Here is a 17,384-nt window from a genome sequence, read left to right on the forward strand (position 1 = left end):
GGGGGTGTTCCGCGGCACGGTCAGACGGGGCTGGTGGTTGCGGGGTGGCGCTGCTAAGGCTCGGCGGAACGGTTGTGGCAGGTCAGATGCTTACGGATAACGCGCGCGGCGCAATCTTCATGATGCTGGCGATGGCCGCCTTCACGATCAATGACACTTTCATGAAACTCCTGTCAGCCGAGATTCCGCTGTTCCAGGCGCTTTTCATCCGGGGCATCGCATCGGTTGCCGCTTTCCTCTGTCTGAGCGGCTGGATGGGTGGCCTGCGCTTCGACTTCGGACGGCGCGACTGGATCCTGATCGGGCTGCGCACCACGGGCGAGGTCGGCGCAGCCTATTTCTTTCTGACGGCCCTGTTCAACATGCCGCTGGCGAACGTAACGGCGGTTCTTCAGGCCTTGCCGCTGACCGTGACACTTGCCGCCGCACTTTTCCTGGCCGAGCCGGTGGGCTGGAAGCGGCTGACTGCAATTCTGGTGGGCTTCCTTGGTGTGATGCTGATCATCCGCCCTGGGCCCGACGGTTTCAACATCTATGCGCTTATGGCGCTCGCCTCGGTCGCGTGCGTCACGCTGCGCGATCTGGCAACGCGCCGCCTCTCGGACCGCGTGCCCTCGATTGTCGTGGCGCTTTGTGCGGGAATCGGCGTGACGGCAAGTGCGGGCATCGCGTCGCTCTGGGTGCCTTGGGCGATGCCGTCCGCTGCGGGTCTGGGCTTTCTGTCTGGCGCGGCGGTTTTCGTGGTGGCGGGCTACATCCTGTCGGTGACTGCGGTGCGGGCAGGGGATCTGGGCTTTGTATCGCCTTTCCGCTATACGGGGCTCCTGTGGGCGCTGGTCCTGGGTCTCCTGATCTTCGGTGACTGGCCGGACGGGCTGACGCTGATGGGCGCGGCGATCATCGTGACGACGGGGCTTTTCACCTTGTTCCGCGAACGAGCGACAGGCCGCCGCAAGGCTTCGGCATTGCGCGACCCGAGCTGACGGCGGGCGACAGGGGGTGGCAGGTGTTGACAAGGGCCGCGACTCCCCATATACGGCGGCGACCTGAGGACTGGTTCGTCCATTCCTGCAGGCTTACGAACTAACTAGTGGTCAAGATCCGGGCCCCGGCCCCGATCCTCTGGAATTCCACCGCGTCGTTCCCGCGAACAGGGAACGCATGCGGTTTTGGCGTTTTGCGGTCATGCATGGCGCAAAATGCGGAACGAATACGGCGCCAATCGGGCGCGAACTGAACAGGTTGCAACTACGGGGAACCGGAATGCCGACTATTCAACAGCTGATCCGCAAGCCGCGGCAGCCTAAAGTGAAACGCTCCAAGTCTCAGCACCTGGAGTCCTGCCCGCAGAAGCGCGGCGTTTGCACGCGCGTCTATACCACGACGCCGAAAAAGCCGAACTCGGCCATGCGGAAGGTTGCCAAGGTCCGTCTGACCAACGGCTTCGAAGTCATCAGCTATATCCCCGGCGAGAAGCACAACCTTCAGGAGCACTCGGTGGTTCTGATCCGTGGCGGCCGGGTAAAAGACCTTCCGGGTGTCCGCTATCACATCCTGCGCGGTGTGCTGGATACCCAGGGCGTCAAAGACCGTCGTCAGCGCCGTTCGAAATACGGCGCAAAGCGTCCGAAGTAAGGAGAGACGTAGATGTCCCGTCGTCACGCCGCCGAGAAGCGCGAGATTCTGCCCGATGCCAAATATGGTGACCGGGTTCTGACGAAGTTCATGAACAACCTGATGATCGACGGCAAGAAGTCGGTCGCGGAAAGCATCGTCTACAACGCGCTCGAGCGCGTCGAGGGCAAGCTGAAGCGGGCACCCATCGAGGTGTTCCACGAGGCGCTGGACAATGTGAAGCCTTCGGTCGAAGTGCGTTCGCGCCGCGTCGGCGGTGCTACCTATCAGGTTCCTGTCGAAGTGCGCCCCGAGCGCCGCGAGGCGCTGGCGATCCGCTGGCTGATCATCGCCGCTCGCAAGCGTAACGAGAACACGATGGAAGAGCGCCTTGCGGGCGAGCTTCTGGATGCAGTGAACTCGCGCGGCACCGCCGTGAAAAAGCGGGAAGACACCCACAAGATGGCCGACGCGAACAAAGCGTTCAGCCATTACCGCTGGTAACCTTTAGCCTGAGGACTGACCCAATGGCACGCGACTATCCCCTCGAGCGCTACCGCAACTTCGGGATCATGGCTCACATCGACGCGGGCAAGACCACGACGACCGAGCGGATCCTGTTCTACACCGGCAAGAGCCACAAGATCGGCGAAGTGCATGATGGCGCTGCGACGATGGACTGGATGGAGCAGGAGCAGGAACGGGGGATCACCATCACCTCGGCTGCGACCACGACTTTCTGGCAGCGCCAGGAAGACCCGACCGCCGAAGGCACGTCGGATACGAAGTTCCGCTTCAACATCATCGACACGCCCGGCCACGTGGACTTCACGATCGAGGTGGAGCGTTCGCTTGCCGTTCTCGATGGCGCGATCTGCCTTCTTGACGCCAACGCCGGTGTCGAGCCGCAGACCGAGACCGTCTGGCGTCAGGCCGACCGCTACAAGGTTCCGCGGATCGTGTTCGTCAACAAGATGGACAAGATCGGCGCCGATTTCTTCAACTGTGTGAAGATGATCAAGGACCGCACCGGTGCGACCCCGCTGCCGATCGCCCTTCCGATCGGGGCCGAAGACAAGCTGGAAGGCATCATCGACCTCATCAAGATGGAAGAGTGGACCTGGAAAGGCGAGGATCTGGGCGCGTCCTGGACACGTCAGCCCATCCGCGACGAGCTGAAGGATCTGGCCGAGGAATGGCGTCACAACCTCATCGAGACTGCAGTCGAGCAGGACGATGCGGCCATGGAAGCCTATCTCGAAGGCACCGAGCCCGACGAGGCGACGCTGCGCAAGCTGATCCGCAAGGGCACGCTGTCGCTGTCCTTCGTTCCCGTGGCCGCCGGTTCGGCCTTCAAGAACAAGGGTGTCCAGCCGCTTCTGAACGCCGTCATCGACTATCTCCCGAGCCCGCTCGACGTTCCCGCCTACATGGGCTTTGCCCCGGGCGACGAGACCGAGACCCGCAACATCGAGCGTTCGGCCGATGATGCGCAACCCTTCTCGGGCTTGGCCTTCAAGATCATGAACGACCCCTTCGTCGGCTCGCTCACCTTCACGCGCATCTATTCGGGCGCGATCAAGAAGGGCGATCAGATGCTCAACGCGACCAAAGGCAAGCGTGAGCGCGTCGGTCGTATGATGATGATGCACGCGATCAACCGCGAAGAGATCGAAGAGGCATTCGCGGGCGACATCATCGCGCTGGCCGGTCTGAAAGAGACCACCACCGGTGACACGCTTTGCGACCCGGCGAAACCCGTGGTTCTCGAAACCATGACCTTCCCCGAGCCGGTGATCGAGATCGCCGTGGAGCCGAAGTCGAAAGCCGACCAGGAGAAGATGGGCCTCGCCCTTCAGCGCCTGGCAGCCGAAGACCCGTCCTTCCGCGTCGAGACCGATCTCGAATCGGGTCAGACCATCATGAAGGGCATGGGCGAGCTTCACCTCGACATTCTCGTCGACCGCATGAAGCGCGAGTTCAAGGTCGAGGCGAATATCGGTGCGCCGCAGGTGGCCTATCGCGAGACGATCAGCCGCGAAGCCGAGATCGACTACACGCACAAGAAACAGACCGGTGGTACCGGCCAGTTCGCGCGCGTGAAGATGGTCATCACCCCGACCGAGCCGGGCGAAGGCTATTCGTTCGAATCCAAGATCGTCGGCGGTGCGGTTCCGAAGGAATACATCCCGGGTGTCGAAAAAGGCATCAAGTCGGTGATGGACTCGGGTCCGCTCGCGGGCTTCCCGGTGATCGACTTCAAGGTCGCGTTGATCGACGGTGCCTTCCACGACGTCGACTCGTCGGTCCTGGCCTTCGAGATCGCTGCCCGCGCCGCGATGCGCGAAGGTCTGAAAAAGGCCGGCGCCAAGCTGCTCGAGCCGATCATGAAGGTCGAAGTGGTGACCCCGGAAGAATACACCGGCGGCATCATCGGCGACCTCACCAGCCGTCGCGGGCAGGTGACCGGCCAGGAAGCGCGCGGCAATGCCGTGGTGATCAACAGCTTCGTGCCGCTGGCAAACATGTTTGGCTACATCAACACGCTGCGGTCGATGTCGTCGGGTCGTGCGAACTTCACGATGCTCTTCGACCACTATGATGCGGTTCCGCAGAACATCTCGGACGAGATTCAGAAGAAATACGCGTAAGGGCTCCGGCCCTTACGAATCCAGGACAATAGGAGGCCATCATGGCAAAGGCAAAGTTTGAACGGACGAAACCGCACGTCAACATTGGCACGATCGGCCACGTTGACCACGGCAAGACGACGCTGACGGCAGCGATCACGAAGTATTTCGGCGAGTTCCGCGCCTACGACCAGATCGACGGCGCACCCGAGGAGAAGGCGCGGGGGATCACGATCTCGACGGCGCATGTGGAATACGAGACCGAGAACCGTCACTACGCGCATGTGGACTGCCCCGGTCACGCCGACTATGTGAAGAACATGATCACGGGTGCTGCGCAGATGGACGGCGCGATCCTGGTTGTGAACGCCGCTGACGGCCCGATGCCGCAGACGCGCGAGCACATCCTGCTGGGCCGCCAGGTGGGCATTCCCTACATGGTGGTTTACCTGAACAAGGTTGACCAGGTGGACGATCCGGAGCTTCTGGAGCTGGTGGAGATGGAAGTGCGCGAGCTTCTGTCGTCCTACGAATACCCCGGCGACGACATTCCGATCATCAAGGGTTCGGCGCTGGCTGCGATGGAAGGGCGCGATCCCGAGATCGGCGAGAACTCGATCCGCGAGCTTCTGGCGGCTGTCGACAGCTACATCCCGACGCCCGAGCGTGCGGTTGACCTGCCGTTCCTGATGCCGATCGAGGACGTGTTCTCGATCTCGGGCCGCGGCACGGTCGTGACCGGCCGCGTGGAGCGTGGCGCGATCAACGTGGGTGACGAGGTCGAGATCGTCGGCATCCGCCCGACGCGCAAATCGGTCTGCACCGGCGTGGAGATGTTCCGCAAGCTTCTGGACCGCGGAGAGGCCGGCGACAACATCGGCGCGCTGCTGCGCGGGATCGACCGTGACGGCGTGGAGCGTGGTCAGGTTCTCTGCAAGCCGGGCTCGGTCAAGCCGCACACCAAGTTCGAAGCCGAAGCCTACATCCTGACGAAGGAGGAAGGCGGTCGCCACACGCCGTTCTTCGCGAACTACCGTCCGCAGTTCTACTTCCGGACCACGGACGTGACCGGGACGGTGATGCTGCCGGAAGGCACCGAGATGGTGATGCCGGGCGACAACCTGAAGTTCAACGTCGAGCTGATCGCGCCGATCGCCATGGAAGAGAAGCTGCGCTTCGCCATCCGTGAAGGCGGCCGCACCGTCGGCGCAGGCGTCGTGTCGAAAATCATCGAGTAATGGGCGCGGTGCGGAGGGTCTCCCTCCGCATCCCCGACCGAGGGCAAGCACATGCAAGGTCAGAATATCCGCATCCGGCTCAAGGCCTTCGATTACCGCGTTCTGGATGCCAGCACGCAGGAAATCGTCAACACGGCCAAACGGACCGGTGCAACGGTGCGCGGACCGATTCCGCTGCCGAACAAGATTGAGAAGTTCACGGTTCTCCGTGGTCCGCACATCGACAAGAAGTCGCGCGACCAGTGGGAAATCCGTACGCACAAGCGTCTTCTCGACATCGTCGACCCCACTCCGCAGACCGTGGACGCGCTGATGAAGCTCGACCTCGCCGCCGGCGTGGATGTCGAGATCAAGGTTTAAGGAGCCCGAGAGATGCGCTCTGGAGTTATCGCAAAGAAGCTGGGCATGACCCGGCTGTTCCTGGAGGACGGGCGGCAAGTGCCGGTGACCGTTCTTCAGCTGGACAATCTGCAGGTGGTCGCGCAGCGCACCGCTGACAAGGACGGCTACTCGGCCGTTCAGCTCGGCGCGGGCGAGGCGAAGGCGAAACGGACGACGGCGGCGATGCGTGGCCATTTCGCGAAGGCGAATGTGGCGCCGAAGCGCAAGCTGGCCGAGTTCCGGGTAAGCCCCGAGAACCTGATCAACGTCGGCGAGGAAATCACCGCCGATCATTATTTTGCCGGTCAGTTCGTTGACGTGGCAGGCACCTCGATCGGTAAGGGTTTTGCCGGTGCGATGAAGCGGCACAACTTCGGCGGCCTGCGGGCGTCGCATGGTGTGTCGATCAGCCACCGTTCACACGGCTCCACCGGTCAGTGTCAGGACCCGGGCAAGGTGTTCAAGGGCAAGAAGATGGCCGGCCACATGGGCGCTGCCCGCGTGACCACGCAGAACCTGCAGGTCGTCAAGACCGACAGCGAACGCGGCCTGATCATGATCAAGGGCGCCGTTCCCGGTTCGAAAGGTGGCTGGGTGACGATCAAGGACGCGGTGAAGAAACCGGTTCCCGAAAACGTCATTCTTCCGGCCGCGCTGAAGTCCGCAGCCGAGGCTGCCCGCAAGGCTGCCGAGGAAGCGGCTGCTGCCGCAGCCGCCGAGGAAGAAGCCGCACGCGTCGCCGCGCTCGAGGCCGAACAGGCTGCGATCGAGCAGGCCGAGGCCGAGGCTGCTGCGCCTGAAGGAGGCGACAATGAAAGCTGATGTGATCAAGCTGGACGCCGGCAAGGCGGGCTCGATCGATCTTGACGATGCGATCTTTGGCCTGGAGCCGCGCGCCGACATCCTGCACCGCATGGTGCGGTGGCAGCGTGCAGCCGCCCAAGCCGGGACGCACAAGGTCAAGGGCCGGTCGGAGACGAGCTATTCGACCAAGAAGATGTATCGCCAGAAGGGCACCGGTGGCGCCCGTCATGGTGACAAGAACGCGCCGATCTTCCGTCACGGCGGTGTCTACAAGGGTCCGACCCCGCGTAGCCACGCCCATGACCTGACCAAGAAGTTCCGCAAGCTTGGCCTGAAGCACGCGCTTTCGGCCAAGGCGGCCGAAGGCAACCTGATCGTTCTAGAAGCGGCGGAACTTGCCGAAGCCAAGACGGCGGTGCTGGCAAAGGCCGCCAAGGAGCTGGGCTGGAAGCGGGTCCTGATCATCGACGGTGCCGAGGTGAACGAGAACTTCGCCAAGGCCGCGCGGAACATCGAGGGGATCGATGTTCTGCCGTCGATCGGGGCCAATGTGTATGACATCCTCAAGCGTGACACGCTCGTGCTCACGAAGGCGGCTGTCGAAGCTCTGGAGGCTCGCCTGAAATGAGCGCGAAACCCGAACATTACGACGTGATCCGCAAGCCGATCATCACCGAGAAGGCGACCATGGCGTCTGACGCCAATGCGGTCGTGTTCGAAGTGGCGATCGATGCGAACAAGCCCCAGATCAAGGAAGCCGTCGAGGCGCTCTTTGGCGTGAAGGTGAAGGCGGTCAACACCACCATCACCAAGGGCAAGGTCAAGCGATTCCGCGGCCGCATCGGCACCCGGAACGACGTCAAGAAGGCTTATGTGACACTCGAAGACGGAAACGCTATCGACGTCACCACCGGCCTTTGATAGAAGGCACCGAATCTGCGGCCCCGGGTTCCGGGGCCGCAGATCATTTGGACGGGTCGCAAGGCCTGAACGACAACTGGACCATTGGTCCAAGGCTAACGGAAGACAGAAAGCATGGCACTCAAGTCGTATAAACCGACGACGCCAGGCCAGCGTGGGCTGGTTCTGATCGACCGTTCGGAGCTTTGGAAAGGTCGCCCCGTCAAGTCCCTCACCGAGGGCCTGACGAAGAACGGCGGTCGGAACAACACCGGACGGATCACGATGCGCCGCAAAGGCGGTGGCGCAAAGCGTCTGTATCGTATCGTGGACTTCAAGCGCACGAAGTTCGACGTCGCGGCGACCGTCGAGCGGATCGAATACGATCCCAACCGCACCGCGTTCATCGCGCTGATCAAATATGAAGACGGCGAGCAGGCCTATATCCTGGCTCCGCAGCGTCTGGCCGTGGGCGACACCGTGATCGCCGGCGCCAAGACGGACGTGAAGCCGGGCAATGCCATGCCGTTTTCGGGCATGCCGCTGGGCACGATCGTTCACAACGTCGAGCTGAAGGCCGGCAAGGGTGGCCAGCTGGCGCGCGCCGCAGGCACCTACGCCCAGTTCGTTGGCCGTGACGGTGGCTATGCCCAGATCCGCCTCTCGTCGGGCGAACTGCGCATGGTCCGTCAGGAATGCATGGCCACCATCGGCGCCGTGTCGAACCCGGACAACTCGAACCAGAACCTCGGCAAGGCTGGCCGTAATCGCCACAAGGGCATTCGTCCTTCGGTGCGCGGTGTCGCCATGAACCCGATCGATCACCCGCACGGCGGTGGTGAAGGCCGGACTTCGGGCGGCCGTCATCCGGTGACGCCCTGGGGCAAGGGTACCAAGGGCAACAAGACACGCCGGAACAAGGCAACGGACAAGCTTATCATCCGTTCGCGTCACGCTCGGAAGAAGGGTCGCTAAGACATGGCACGTTCTGTTTGGAAAGGCCCCTTCGTTGATGCCTACGTCCTGAAAAAGGCGGAGAAGGCACGCGAGTCCGGTCGTAATGACGTCATCAAGATCTGGTCGCGCCGCTCGACGATCCTGCCGCAATTCGTCGGCCTGACGTTCGGCGTCTACAACGGGCACAAGCATATCCCCGTTGCCGTGACCGAGGACATGATCGGCCAGAAGTTCGGTGAGTATTCGCCGACGCGGACCTACTATGGTCACGCGGCCGACAAAAAAGCGAAACGGAAGTAAGCGCCATGGGTAAAGAGAAAAATCCGCGCCGCGTGGCCGAGAACGAGGCGCTGGCGAAAGCCAAGATGCTTCGCACCTCCCCGCAGAAGCTGAACCTCGTCGCCGGCCTGATCCGCGGCAAGAAGGTGGAAAAGGCGCTTGCCGACCTGACCTTCTCGAAGAAGCGCATCGCCATCGACGTGAAGAAATGCCTTCAGTCGGCAATCGCGAACGCCGAGAACAACCACGGGCTCGACGTTGACGAGCTGGTGGTCGCAGAGGCCTTCGTCGGCAAGAACCTCGTCATGAAGCGCGGCCGTCCGCGTGCACGTGGGCGGTTCGGCAAGATCATGAAGCCGTTTTCCGAGCTCACCATCAAGGTGCGTCAGGTCGAGGAGAAAGCGTAATGGGTCAGAAGGTCAATCCGATCGGTATGCGTCTCCAGGTCAACCGCACCTGGGACAGCCGCTGGTTTGCGGAAAGCAAGGACTTCGGCAATCTGCTTCTTGAAGACGTCAAGATGCGGGAGTTCATCCAGGAAGAGTGCAAGCAGGCTGGCGTCAGCCGTGTGATCATCGAGCGTCCGCACAAGAAGTGCCGCGTCACGATCCACACCGCCCGCCCGGGGGTCATCATCGGCAAGAAGGGCGCGGACATCGAGACGCTCCGCAAGAAGCTTGCCAACATGACCAAGTCCGAGCTGCACCTCAACATCGTGGAGGTTCGCAAGCCCGAGCTGGACGCACAGCTGGTGGCTGAAAGCATCGCTCAGCAGCTTGAGCGCCGGGTGTCGTTCCGTCGCGCGATGAAGCGCGCGGTTCAGAACGCCATGCGCATGGGCGCCCTGGGCATCCGGGTCAACGTTGGTGGCCGTCTTGGCGGCGCCGAGATTGCCCGGACCGAGTGGTACCGCGAAGGCCGCGTGCCGCTGCACACGCTGCGCGCCGATATCGACTATGCGACCTCGGAGGCGTCCACCCCCTATGGCATCATCGGTGTCAAGGTGTGGATCTTCAAGGGCGAGATCATGGAACACGATCCTCAGGCGCGCGATCGTCGGCAGTCGGACGCGCAGGATGGCGCGGCACCGCGTCAGCAGCGTCGCTGAGCCCTGAGACAGGAGAAGAACGATGCTGCAACCAAAGCGCACAAAGTTCCGCAAGATGCACAAGGGCCGCATCCACGGGGAAGCGAAGGGCGGGTTTGACCTGAACTTCGGCACCTATGGCCTGAAGGCAACCGAGCCGGAGCGGATCACCGCCCGCCAGATCGAAGCCGCCCGCCGGGCCATGACGCGCCACATGAAGCGTCAGGGCCGGGTCTGGATCCGGGTTTTCCCGGATACGCCGGTGACCTCGAAGCCCACCGAGGTCCGGATGGGTAAAGGTAAGGGTTCGGTCGACTTCTGGGCCTGCAAGGTAAAACCCGGCCGCGTCATGTTTGAGATTGACGGGGTGGGTGAGTCTGTGGCAAGGGAAGCGCTCCGTCTGGCGGCGATGAAACTGCCCATCAAGACCCGGGTCGTTGTCCGCGAGGACTGGTAGGAAATTCGGCTGAACCCCCGCGTGAGGCGGGGGTTCGGCTTTTGTTGGAAAAGCGCCGGCCGATCTGGCGACTTCTGATGAGAGGATGAGGCGATGAACGCCCAGGAACTGAGAAACAAGACGCCCGATCAGCTGCGCGATCAGCTGGTTGCGCTGAAGAAAGAGGCGTTCAACCTGCGTTTCCAGCAGGCCACGTCTCAGCTTGAGGGCACGGCCCGCATGCGCACCGTCCGTCGTGACGTTGCTCGCGTGAAGACCGTGCTGAACGAAAAAGCCCGCGAAGCGGCGAAGTAAGGAGCCCGCACATGCCCAAACGCATCCTGCAAGGCACCGTGACGAGCGACAAGAACGAGCAGACCGTCACGGTTCTGGTCGAGCGCCGCTTCACCCACCCGGTGCTGAAGAAAACCATCCGTAAGTCCAAGAAATACCGGGCTCACGATGAGAACAACCAGTTCAAGGTTGGCGATACCGTCCGTATCCAGGAATGTGCGCCGGTCTCGAAAACGAAACGTTGGGAAGTTGTGACCGAAGCATCGGCCTGACTTCCACGACTTGATCGAAACCCTGGGACTCGTTCCCAAAGGTCGGGAGAAACCAAATGATCCAGATGCAGACCAATCTGGATGTCGCTGACAACTCCGGCGCGCGCCGGGTGCAGTGCATCAAGGTCCTGGGTGGTTCCCATCGCCGTTACGCCTCTGTGGGCGACATCATCGTGGTGTCGGTGAAGGAAGCCATCCCGCGCGGCCGCGTGAAGAAAGGTGACGTCCGCAAGGCCGTTGTCGTGCGCACCGCCAAGGAAGTCCGCCGCGAAGACGGCACCGCGATCCGCTTTGACCGGAACGCTGCCGTGATCCTCAACAACAACAACGAGCCGGTCGGTACCCGTATCTTCGGCCCCGTTGTGCGTGAGCTGCGCGCGAAGAACTTCATGAAAATCATTTCGCTGGCTCCGGAGGTGCTCTGATGGCTGCGAAACTCAAGAAGGGTGACAAGGTCATCGTCCTGACCGGCAAGGACAAGGGCAAGACCGGCGAGATCACCTCGGTGAATCCCAAGGACAACAAGGCTGTTGTCGATGGGCTGAACATCGCGATCCGTCACACCAAGCAGAGCCAGACCAGCCAGGGCGGCCGCCTTCCCAAGGCGATGCCGATCGATCTGTCGAACCTGGCGATCGTTGACAAGAATGGCAAACCCAGCCGCGTCGGCTTCCGCGTTGAAGGCGACAAGAAGGTGCGTTTTGCCAAGACGACAGGGGATGCAATCTGATGCTTGACGCTGCAAATTACACCCCGCGCCTCAAGACGGACTATCGTGACCGTATCCGCGCCGCGCTCATGGAAGAGTTCGGCTACAAGAACCAGATGCAGCTCCCCAAGCTCGACAAGATCGTGCTGAACATGGGGATCGGCGAGGCGGTGAAGGATACCAAGAAGGTGAAGTCGGCTCAGGAAGACCTGACCGCCATCGCTGGTCAGAAGGCTGTCATCACCAAGGCAAAGAAATCGATCGCGGGCTTCCGTGTGCGTGAAGAGATGCCGCTGGGCGTCAAGGTCACGCTGCGCGGCGACCGGATGTATGAGTTCCTTGACCGTCTTGTCACCGTGGCGCTGCCGCGCGTCCGCGACTTCCGCGGCGTGAAAGGCACCTCGTTTGACGGCCGTGGCAACTATGCGATGGGCCTGAAAGAGCACATCGTGTTCCCCGAGATCAACTTCGACAAGGTCGATGAGGTCTGGGGCATGGACATCATCATCTGCACCACCGCGAAGACCGACGCGGAAGCCAAGGCGCTGTTGAAGCATTTCAACATGCCGTTCAACAGCTGATCGCGGGAGAGAGAAGATATGGCTAAGAAATCCATGGTCGAACGCGAGCTGAAGCGCCAGCGCCTGGTCAAGCAATATGCTGCCAAGCGCGCCGCGCTGAAGGAAATCGCGAACGATGACTCCAAGCCGATGGAAGAGCGCTTCAAGGCGCGCCTGAAGCTTGCCGAACTGCCGCGCAACTCGTCGCCGACCCGGCTGCACAATCGCTGCCAGCTGACCGGGCGCCCGCATGCGTATTATCGTAAACTCAAAGTGTCGCGGATCATGCTTCGTGAACTGGCCTCGTTCGGCCAGATCCCGGGCATGGTGAAGTCGAGCTGGTAAGGAGGCGGACATGTCGATGAACGATCCTCTCGGCGATATGCTGACCCGTATCCGCAACGCTCAGCTGCGCGGTAAATCCACGGTTCGCACGCCTGCCTCCAAACTCCGCGCCTGGGTGCTCGACGTGCTCGGCGAGGAAGGATATATCCGCGGCTACGAGCGCGTGACCTCTGACAACGGCCATGCCGAACTCGAGATCAGCCTCAAGTACTACGATGGCGCCCCGGTGATCCGCGAAATCAAGCGCGTCTCCAAGCCCGGCCGCCGCGTGTACATGAGTGTCAAGGACATCCCGAGCGTCCGCAATGGCCTCGGTGTCTCGATCGTCTCCACGCCGAAAGGCGTCATGTCTGATGCAGCAGCACGGACCGCCAATGTCGGCGGCGAAGTGCTCTGCACGGTCTTCTGAGGAGGGTGGTATGTCTCGTATTGGCAAGAAACCGGTCGAGCTGCCCAAGGGCGTTACCGCGTCCCTGTCCGGCCAGACCGTCGAAGTGAAGGGGCCGAAAGGCACCCGCAGCTTCACCGCGACCGACGACGTGACCATCGCGCTCGATGGCAACGCGATCACCGTGACCCCCCGTGGCACCTCCAAGCGCGCCCGCGCGCAGTGGGGCATGACCCGGACCATGGTGGCGAACCTCGCAACCGGCGTTTCCGAAGGTTTCAAGAAAGAGCTTGAGATCCAGGGCGTCGGTTACCGGGCTGCGGTTCAAGGCAACATTCTGAAGCTGTCGCTTGGCTACAGCCACGAAGTGAACTTCGAGGTTCCCGCCGGTGTGACGGTGACGACGCCGAAGCAGACGGAAATCGTTGTGGAAGGTATCGACCAGCAGGTGGTGGGGCAGGTTGCTTCCAACATCCGCGAGTGGCGTGCGCCCGAGCCCTACAAGGGCAAAGGCATCCGCTACAAGGGCGAGTTCATCTTCCGCAAGGAAGGCAAGAAGAAGTAAGGGGCGCGACAATGGCGAACAACAAGAGAGAGCTGTTCCTCAAGCGCCGCCTGCGCGTCCGGAACAAACTGCGGGCCATGGCCAACGGGCGTCCGCGCCTTTCGGTTCATCGCTCGAACAAGAACATCAGCGTGCAGCTGATCGACGACGTCAACGGTGTGACGCTGGCTTCGGCTTCGACGCTCGAGAAAGATCTGGGCGTGGTTGGCAAGAACAACGTCGATGCCGCGACAAAGGTCGGTGCGGCGATCGCCGAGCGGGCCAAGAAGGCCGGTGTCGAAGAGTGCTACTTCGATCGTGGTGGTTTCCTCTTTCATGGCAAGGTGAAGGCTCTGGCCGACGCTGCGCGTGAAGGCGGGCTGAAGTTCTAAGGAGACGAAGATGGCAGAACGTGAAAATCGTCGGGACCGTCGCGAGCGCGACGAAACCCCGGAATTCGCCGATCGTCTCGTGGCGATCAACCGCGTGTCGAAAACCGTGAAAGGCGGGAAGCGCTTCGGCTTTGCCGCACTCGTTGTGGTTGGCGACCAGCGCGGCCGCGTAGGCTTCGGCAAGGGCAAGGCGAAAGAAGTGCCCGAGGCGATCCGCAAGGCGACCGAGCAGGCCAAGCGGCAGATGATCCGCGTGCCGCTGCGCGATGGTCGTACCCTGCACCATGATATCGAGGGCCGTCACGGCGCTGGTAAAGTGGTGATGCGGACGGCTGTTGCGGGGACCGGTATCATCGCCGGTGGTCCGATGCGCGCCGTGTTCGAAATGCTGGGTCTTCAGGACGTCGTGGCGAAATCGCTCGGCAGCCAGAACCCCTACAACATGATCCGTGCAACGATTGACGGTCTCAAGAAGGAAGGCAGCCCCCGCCAGGTCGCGCAGCGTCGCGGCAAGAAGGTGGCCGATATCCTGAAGAAGCCGGAAGCCGAAACGGTCGAAGCGTAAGGAACGGGACACATGGCAAAAACCATCGTCGTCAAGCAGATCGGTTCGCCGATCCGCCGCCCGGACGTTCAGCGCCGTACGCTGATCGGTCTTGGCCTCAACAAGATGCACCGGACGCGGGAGCTTGAGGATACACCGTCCATCCGTGGCATGGTGAACTCGATCCCGCACCTGGTGCAGATCATCGAAGAGCGCGAATAACGCTTTTCCCTGACGGCCCTTCGCTGTATCGAGGGGCCGTTCACTTCGGGGCAGGGTGATCCTGCCCTTTCTTCATCAACAGGCCGTGTGGGTCCGGGCGTCGCTTCCCGTATCTCTCCGGCGAAGGAGCAAGCGACATGAAGCTTCATGAACTTCGCGATAACGAAGGCGCAACCAAGAAACGCATGCGTGTTGGCCGTGGCCCGGGTTCGGGCAAGGGCAAGACCGCAGGGCGTGGCGTCAAGGGTCAGAAATCGCGCTCGGGCGTTGCGCTCAATGCCTATGAGGGCGGCCAGATGCCGCTTTATCAGCGCCTTCCCAAGCGCGGCTTCAACAAGCCGAACCGCAAGTCCTGGGCGGTGATCAACCTGGGTCTGATCCAGAAATTCGTGGATGCCGGCAAGCTCGAAGCAGGCGCCGTGATCAACGAAGACGTGCTTGTCGCGTCCGGTCTGGTGCGGCGCAAGCTCGACGGGATCCGCGTTCTTGCCAAGGGTGAGATCACGGCCAAGGTTCAACTGGAAGTGTCGGGGGCATCGGCTTCGGCGATCGAGGCTGTCTCGAAGGCCGGTGGTTCGCTGACCGTGACGGCGCCCAAGGCCGAAGCGGCGACCGAATAACGGTTGTAGGCGCCGGCAAGGCCGCTTACATCAGGACCAAGTTTTCCTGCGCCGCCGAACCGGAAAACGGATCGGCGGCGCTGTCATGAAAGAGACAGGGCATGGCATCTGCTGCAGAGCAAATGGCGGCGAACACAAGTTGGGGCGCCTTGGCCAAGGCAACCGACCTGCGTCACCGGATTTTCTTCACTCTCGGGCTTCTGATCGTCTATCGCATCGGCACTTACATTCCTGTGCCGGGCATTGACGGTCTCGCGCTGCGTGAATTCATGGATGAAGCGGCAGCCGGGATTGGTGGCATGCTCAACATGTTCACCGGCGGCGCGATCAGCCGGATGGGGATCTTTGCCCTCGGGATCATGCCCTACATTTCCGCCTCGATCATCGTTCAGCTGATGACGGCGATGGTCCCCTCACTTGAGCAGCTCAAGAAAGAGGGCGAGGCAGGACGCAAGAAGATCAACCAGTACACGCGCTATGGCACGGTTTTCCTCGCGATCTTCCAGGCTTGGGGCATCGCCATGAGCCTAGAGGCCGGGGATCTCGCGCATGACCCGGGCATGTTCTTCCGCCTGTCGGTGGTCATCACCCTGGTCGGCGGCACCATGTTCCTGATGTGGCTGGGTGAGCAGATCACCGCCCGCGGCATCGGTAACGGCATTTCGCTGATCATCTTCGTGGGCATCATTGCCGAGATCCCGGCCGCCCTGGCGCAGTTCTTCAGTCAAGGTCGATCGGGGGCCATCAGCCCGGCCGTCATCATCGGCGTGATCCTCATGGTCATCGTCACGATCGGCTTTGTGGTGTTCATGGAGCGGGCGCTGCGCAAGATCCACATCCAGTATCCTCGCCGGCAGGTCGGCATGAAGGTCTACGATGGTGGCTCGTCGCATCTCCCGATCAAGGTAAACCCCGCGGGCGTGATTCCGGCGATCTTTGCCTCTTCGCTCCTGTTGTTGCCGGTCACGGTGTCCACCTTCTCGGGGCAGCAAACCGGCCCGGTGATGTCGACGATTCTTGCCTATTTCGGGCCGGGGCAGCCGCTTTATCTGCTGTTCTTCACGGCGATGATCGTGTTCTTCACGTTTTTCTATACGCACAACGTCGCTTTCAAGACCGAGGATGTGGCTGACAACCTCAAGAACCAGAACGGCTTCGTGCCGGGGATCCGGCCGGGCAAGCGGACGCAGGAATACCTCGACTATGTGGTGAACCGGCTTCTGGTGGTTGGCTCTGCCTATCTGGCACTGGTCTGCCTTCTGCCCGAAGTTCTGCGAAACCAGTTCGCAATCCCGTTCTATTTTGGGGGAACCTCGGTTCTGATCGTGGTGTCGGTGACCATGGATACGATCAATCAGGTGCAGTCGCATCTGCTGGCCCATCAGTATGAGGGCTTGCTCGAACGCTCGCAGCTGCGCGGCAAGAAACGGGGTGGCAGGAAGGCACCGGCACGTCGATGAACATCATTCTGCTTGGGCCCCCGGGGGCGGGGAAGGGAACGCAGGCTCGCCGTCTGGTCGAGAAGCGCGGCATGATCCAGCTGTCCACCGGTGACATGCTGCGCGAAGCCCGCACGAGCGGCACCGAGATGGGGCGTCGTGTGGCCGAGGTGATGGACCGGGGCGAGCTGGTGACCGACGAGATCGTCATCGGCCTGATCGAGGAAAAGCTGACCGGCGAACGCGGCGGAGGTTTCATATTCGACGGTTTCCCGCGCACCCTGGGGCAGGCGGATGCGCTGACCGGGCTTCTGAACAGGATGGGGCAGCCACTGGCGGCGGTGATCGAGATGCGTGTCGATGATGCGGCGCTTGTTGCGCGGATTACCGGCCGTTACACCTGCGGAAACTGCGGCGAGGTGTATCACGATGTCACGCGGCCCACGGCAAAGCCGGGGGTTTGCGATGTCTGCGGATCGCAGGATCTGCGCCGGCGCGCTGACGACAACGAGGAAAGCCTGCGACAGCGGCTTATGGAGTATTACAAGAAGACCTCTCCCCTTGTCGGATACTATCATGCGCTAGGTCTGTTGCGGCCTGTGGATGGTCTGGCCGAGGTGGACGAGGTGGCTGCGGCGATCGCGGCCATTCTTGACCGGCCAGCCCCGGATGCCGCTTGACGGCACCGGCAAAAGGCACTAGCAGACACCTCTCGAATTGGAATCATCC

Annotated in this window: 28 protein-coding genes; all 28 read left to right on the forward strand. The window is 61.9% G+C overall.

All coding sequences use genetic code 11. From position 1 onward, the window contains the following. Positions 1-86: 86 nt before the first annotated feature. On the forward strand, positions 87-983 hold the full coding sequence (locus tag ACFQXB_RS02080; protein WP_377398346.1) for a DMT family transporter: 897 nt from the start codon (positions 87-89) through the stop codon (positions 981-983). A gap of 280 nt (positions 984-1,263) precedes the next feature. Beyond that, the gene (gene rpsL / locus ACFQXB_RS02085) at positions 1,264-1,635 is read left to right on the forward strand and encodes a 30S ribosomal protein S12 (RefSeq protein ID WP_150420941.1); all 372 of its coding nucleotides are present in this window, start codon (positions 1,264-1,266) and stop codon (positions 1,633-1,635) included. 12 nt (positions 1,636-1,647) lie between these two features. Further along, positions 1,648-2,118: a 30S ribosomal protein S7 gene (gene rpsG, locus ACFQXB_RS02090; RefSeq protein ID WP_377398349.1), complete on the forward strand. Its 471-nt coding sequence runs from the start codon at positions 1,648-1,650 to the stop codon at positions 2,116-2,118. A gap of 23 nt (positions 2,119-2,141) precedes the next feature. After that, a complete protein-coding gene (fusA, locus tag ACFQXB_RS02095; protein WP_377398352.1) occupies positions 2,142-4,265 on the forward strand; it encodes an elongation factor G in 2,124 nt (707 codons plus the stop codon). 41 nt (positions 4,266-4,306) lie between these two features. Beyond that, the gene (gene tuf, locus ACFQXB_RS02100; RefSeq protein ID WP_377398316.1) at positions 4,307-5,482 is read left to right on the forward strand and encodes an elongation factor Tu; all 1,176 of its coding nucleotides are present in this window, start codon (positions 4,307-4,309) and stop codon (positions 5,480-5,482) included. A gap of 51 nt (positions 5,483-5,533) precedes the next feature. After that, positions 5,534-5,842 (forward strand): 30S ribosomal protein S10, encoded by a 309-nt coding sequence (gene rpsJ, locus ACFQXB_RS02105; RefSeq protein ID WP_071797400.1) that lies wholly within the window; start codon positions 5,534-5,536, stop codon positions 5,840-5,842. Between the two features lie 12 nt (positions 5,843-5,854). Beyond that, the gene (gene rplC / locus ACFQXB_RS02110) at positions 5,855-6,685 is read left to right on the forward strand and encodes a 50S ribosomal protein L3 (protein ID WP_377398355.1); all 831 of its coding nucleotides are present in this window, start codon (positions 5,855-5,857) and stop codon (positions 6,683-6,685) included. Continuing rightward, on the forward strand, positions 6,675-7,295 hold the full coding sequence (gene rplD / locus ACFQXB_RS02115; RefSeq protein ID WP_377398358.1) for a 50S ribosomal protein L4: 621 nt from the start codon (positions 6,675-6,677) through the stop codon (positions 7,293-7,295). The genes rplC and rplD overlap by 11 nt, the downstream gene beginning before the upstream one ends. Then, positions 7,292-7,588 (forward strand): 50S ribosomal protein L23, encoded by a 297-nt coding sequence (locus ACFQXB_RS02120; protein ID WP_377398361.1) that lies wholly within the window; start codon positions 7,292-7,294, stop codon positions 7,586-7,588. The genes rplD and ACFQXB_RS02120 overlap by 4 nt, the downstream gene beginning before the upstream one ends. Before the next feature lie 114 nt (positions 7,589-7,702). Then, the gene (rplB, locus tag ACFQXB_RS02125; protein WP_377398364.1) at positions 7,703-8,542 is read left to right on the forward strand and encodes a 50S ribosomal protein L2; all 840 of its coding nucleotides are present in this window, start codon (positions 7,703-7,705) and stop codon (positions 8,540-8,542) included. 3 nt (positions 8,543-8,545) lie between these two features. Further along, a complete protein-coding gene (gene rpsS / locus ACFQXB_RS02130; protein WP_377398367.1) occupies positions 8,546-8,824 on the forward strand; it encodes a 30S ribosomal protein S19 in 279 nt (92 codons plus the stop codon). Between the two features lie 5 nt (positions 8,825-8,829). Next, a complete protein-coding gene (rplV, locus tag ACFQXB_RS02135) occupies positions 8,830-9,210 on the forward strand; it encodes a 50S ribosomal protein L22 (RefSeq protein WP_377398370.1) in 381 nt (126 codons plus the stop codon). Next, positions 9,210-9,911 (forward strand): 30S ribosomal protein S3, encoded by a 702-nt coding sequence (rpsC, locus tag ACFQXB_RS02140; protein ID WP_377398373.1) that lies wholly within the window; start codon positions 9,210-9,212, stop codon positions 9,909-9,911. The genes rplV and rpsC overlap by 1 nt, the downstream gene beginning before the upstream one ends. Before the next feature lie 22 nt (positions 9,912-9,933). Beyond that, a complete protein-coding gene (gene rplP, locus ACFQXB_RS02145) occupies positions 9,934-10,347 on the forward strand; it encodes a 50S ribosomal protein L16 (protein WP_377398376.1) in 414 nt (137 codons plus the stop codon). 93 nt (positions 10,348-10,440) lie between these two features. Then, positions 10,441-10,641 (forward strand): 50S ribosomal protein L29, encoded by a 201-nt coding sequence (gene rpmC / locus ACFQXB_RS02150; protein WP_377398379.1) that lies wholly within the window; start codon positions 10,441-10,443, stop codon positions 10,639-10,641. A gap of 11 nt (positions 10,642-10,652) precedes the next feature. Then, positions 10,653-10,892, forward strand: a complete 240-nt coding sequence (gene rpsQ / locus ACFQXB_RS02155; protein WP_377398382.1) for a 30S ribosomal protein S17 — start codon at positions 10,653-10,655, stop codon at positions 10,890-10,892. A 56-nt stretch (positions 10,893-10,948) separates the two neighbouring features. Further along, entirely contained in the window at positions 10,949-11,317 is a 369-nt protein-coding gene (gene rplN / locus ACFQXB_RS02160) for a 50S ribosomal protein L14 (RefSeq protein ID WP_009574016.1), read from the forward strand. After that, positions 11,317-11,622 (forward strand): 50S ribosomal protein L24, encoded by a 306-nt coding sequence (gene rplX / locus ACFQXB_RS02165; RefSeq protein WP_377398386.1) that lies wholly within the window; start codon positions 11,317-11,319, stop codon positions 11,620-11,622. Before rplN ends, rplX begins: the two co-directional genes overlap by 1 nt. Beyond that, the gene (rplE, locus tag ACFQXB_RS02170) at positions 11,622-12,182 is read left to right on the forward strand and encodes a 50S ribosomal protein L5 (RefSeq protein ID WP_377398388.1); all 561 of its coding nucleotides are present in this window, start codon (positions 11,622-11,624) and stop codon (positions 12,180-12,182) included. Before rplX ends, rplE begins: the two co-directional genes overlap by 1 nt. A gap of 18 nt (positions 12,183-12,200) precedes the next feature. Next, positions 12,201-12,506 (forward strand): 30S ribosomal protein S14, encoded by a 306-nt coding sequence (gene rpsN / locus ACFQXB_RS02175; RefSeq protein WP_377398391.1) that lies wholly within the window; start codon positions 12,201-12,203, stop codon positions 12,504-12,506. A 10-nt stretch (positions 12,507-12,516) separates the two neighbouring features. Next, positions 12,517-12,915: a 30S ribosomal protein S8 gene (rpsH, locus tag ACFQXB_RS02180; protein WP_377398394.1), complete on the forward strand. Its 399-nt coding sequence runs from the start codon at positions 12,517-12,519 to the stop codon at positions 12,913-12,915. A 10-nt stretch (positions 12,916-12,925) separates the two neighbouring features. Beyond that, positions 12,926-13,459: a 50S ribosomal protein L6 gene (rplF, locus tag ACFQXB_RS02185; RefSeq protein WP_377398397.1), complete on the forward strand. Its 534-nt coding sequence runs from the start codon at positions 12,926-12,928 to the stop codon at positions 13,457-13,459. A gap of 11 nt (positions 13,460-13,470) precedes the next feature. Further along, positions 13,471-13,830 (forward strand): 50S ribosomal protein L18, encoded by a 360-nt coding sequence (rplR, locus tag ACFQXB_RS02190; protein WP_377398400.1) that lies wholly within the window; start codon positions 13,471-13,473, stop codon positions 13,828-13,830. A 10-nt stretch (positions 13,831-13,840) separates the two neighbouring features. After that, positions 13,841-14,395, forward strand: coding sequence for a 30S ribosomal protein S5 (gene rpsE, locus ACFQXB_RS02195; protein WP_377398403.1), 555 nt, complete (start codon positions 13,841-13,843; stop codon positions 14,393-14,395). A 12-nt stretch (positions 14,396-14,407) separates the two neighbouring features. Next, the gene (rpmD, locus tag ACFQXB_RS02200) at positions 14,408-14,596 is read left to right on the forward strand and encodes a 50S ribosomal protein L30 (protein WP_150420921.1); all 189 of its coding nucleotides are present in this window, start codon (positions 14,408-14,410) and stop codon (positions 14,594-14,596) included. Positions 14,597-14,733: 137 nt separating this feature from the next. After that, positions 14,734-15,216, forward strand: a complete 483-nt coding sequence (rplO, locus tag ACFQXB_RS02205) for a 50S ribosomal protein L15 (RefSeq protein WP_377398406.1) — start codon at positions 14,734-14,736, stop codon at positions 15,214-15,216. Between the two features lie 101 nt (positions 15,217-15,317). Then, complete coding sequence (gene secY / locus ACFQXB_RS02210; RefSeq protein ID WP_377398409.1) at positions 15,318-16,676, forward strand: preprotein translocase subunit SecY; 1,359 nt, start codon at positions 15,318-15,320, stop codon at positions 16,674-16,676. Then, positions 16,673-17,335 carry an adenylate kinase gene (locus ACFQXB_RS02215; RefSeq protein ID WP_377398412.1) on the forward strand — a complete coding sequence of 221 codons (663 nt, stop codon included), beginning with the start codon at positions 16,673-16,675 and terminating at the stop codon, positions 17,333-17,335. Before secY ends, ACFQXB_RS02215 begins: the two co-directional genes overlap by 4 nt. Positions 17,336-17,384: the final 49 nt, after the last annotated feature.

This window comes from Halodurantibacterium daqingense (assembly GCF_042666235.1).
Lineage (GTDB): Bacteria > Pseudomonadota > Alphaproteobacteria > Rhodobacterales > Rhodobacteraceae > Halodurantibacterium > Halodurantibacterium daqingensis.

Coding starts and splice junctions, on each gene's coding strand:
- rpmC (WP_377398379.1), top strand. CDS start 10,441: ATGAACGCCCAGGAACTGAGAAACAAGACGCCCGATCAGCTGCGCGAT.
- rplE (WP_377398388.1), top strand. CDS start 11,622: ATGCTTGACGCTGCAAATTACACCCCGCGCCTCAAGACGGACTATCGT.
- rpsS (WP_377398367.1), top strand. CDS start 8,546: ATGGCACGTTCTGTTTGGAAAGGCCCCTTCGTTGATGCCTACGTCCTG.
- ACFQXB_RS02120 (WP_377398361.1), top strand. CDS start 7,292: ATGAGCGCGAAACCCGAACATTACGACGTGATCCGCAAGCCGATCATC.
- secY (WP_377398409.1), top strand. CDS start 15,318: ATGGCATCTGCTGCAGAGCAAATGGCGGCGAACACAAGTTGGGGCGCC.
- rplN (WP_009574016.1), top strand. CDS start 10,949: ATGATCCAGATGCAGACCAATCTGGATGTCGCTGACAACTCCGGCGCG.
- tuf (WP_377398316.1), top strand. CDS start 4,307: ATGGCAAAGGCAAAGTTTGAACGGACGAAACCGCACGTCAACATTGGC.
- rplC (WP_377398355.1), top strand. CDS start 5,855: ATGCGCTCTGGAGTTATCGCAAAGAAGCTGGGCATGACCCGGCTGTTC.
- rpsQ (WP_377398382.1), top strand. CDS start 10,653: ATGCCCAAACGCATCCTGCAAGGCACCGTGACGAGCGACAAGAACGAG.
- rpsL (WP_150420941.1), top strand. CDS start 1,264: ATGCCGACTATTCAACAGCTGATCCGCAAGCCGCGGCAGCCTAAAGTG.
- rplF (WP_377398397.1), top strand. CDS start 12,926: ATGTCTCGTATTGGCAAGAAACCGGTCGAGCTGCCCAAGGGCGTTACC.
- ACFQXB_RS02215 (WP_377398412.1), top strand. CDS start 16,673: ATGAACATCATTCTGCTTGGGCCCCCGGGGGCGGGGAAGGGAACGCAG.
- rplO (WP_377398406.1), top strand. CDS start 14,734: ATGAAGCTTCATGAACTTCGCGATAACGAAGGCGCAACCAAGAAACGC.
- rpsC (WP_377398373.1), top strand. CDS start 9,210: ATGGGTCAGAAGGTCAATCCGATCGGTATGCGTCTCCAGGTCAACCGC.
- rpsE (WP_377398403.1), top strand. CDS start 13,841: ATGGCAGAACGTGAAAATCGTCGGGACCGTCGCGAGCGCGACGAAACC.
- rpsJ (WP_071797400.1), top strand. CDS start 5,534: ATGCAAGGTCAGAATATCCGCATCCGGCTCAAGGCCTTCGATTACCGC.
- rpmD (WP_150420921.1), top strand. CDS start 14,408: ATGGCAAAAACCATCGTCGTCAAGCAGATCGGTTCGCCGATCCGCCGC.
- rplB (WP_377398364.1), top strand. CDS start 7,703: ATGGCACTCAAGTCGTATAAACCGACGACGCCAGGCCAGCGTGGGCTG.
- fusA (WP_377398352.1), top strand. CDS start 2,142: ATGGCACGCGACTATCCCCTCGAGCGCTACCGCAACTTCGGGATCATG.
- rplR (WP_377398400.1), top strand. CDS start 13,471: ATGGCGAACAACAAGAGAGAGCTGTTCCTCAAGCGCCGCCTGCGCGTC.
- rpsG (WP_377398349.1), top strand. CDS start 1,648: ATGTCCCGTCGTCACGCCGCCGAGAAGCGCGAGATTCTGCCCGATGCC.
- rplP (WP_377398376.1), top strand. CDS start 9,934: ATGCTGCAACCAAAGCGCACAAAGTTCCGCAAGATGCACAAGGGCCGC.
- ACFQXB_RS02080 (WP_377398346.1), top strand. CDS start 87: ATGCTTACGGATAACGCGCGCGGCGCAATCTTCATGATGCTGGCGATG.
- rplX (WP_377398386.1), top strand. CDS start 11,317: ATGGCTGCGAAACTCAAGAAGGGTGACAAGGTCATCGTCCTGACCGGC.
- rplD (WP_377398358.1), top strand. CDS start 6,675: ATGAAAGCTGATGTGATCAAGCTGGACGCCGGCAAGGCGGGCTCGATC.
- rpsH (WP_377398394.1), top strand. CDS start 12,517: ATGTCGATGAACGATCCTCTCGGCGATATGCTGACCCGTATCCGCAAC.
- rplV (WP_377398370.1), top strand. CDS start 8,830: ATGGGTAAAGAGAAAAATCCGCGCCGCGTGGCCGAGAACGAGGCGCTG.
- rpsN (WP_377398391.1), top strand. CDS start 12,201: ATGGCTAAGAAATCCATGGTCGAACGCGAGCTGAAGCGCCAGCGCCTG.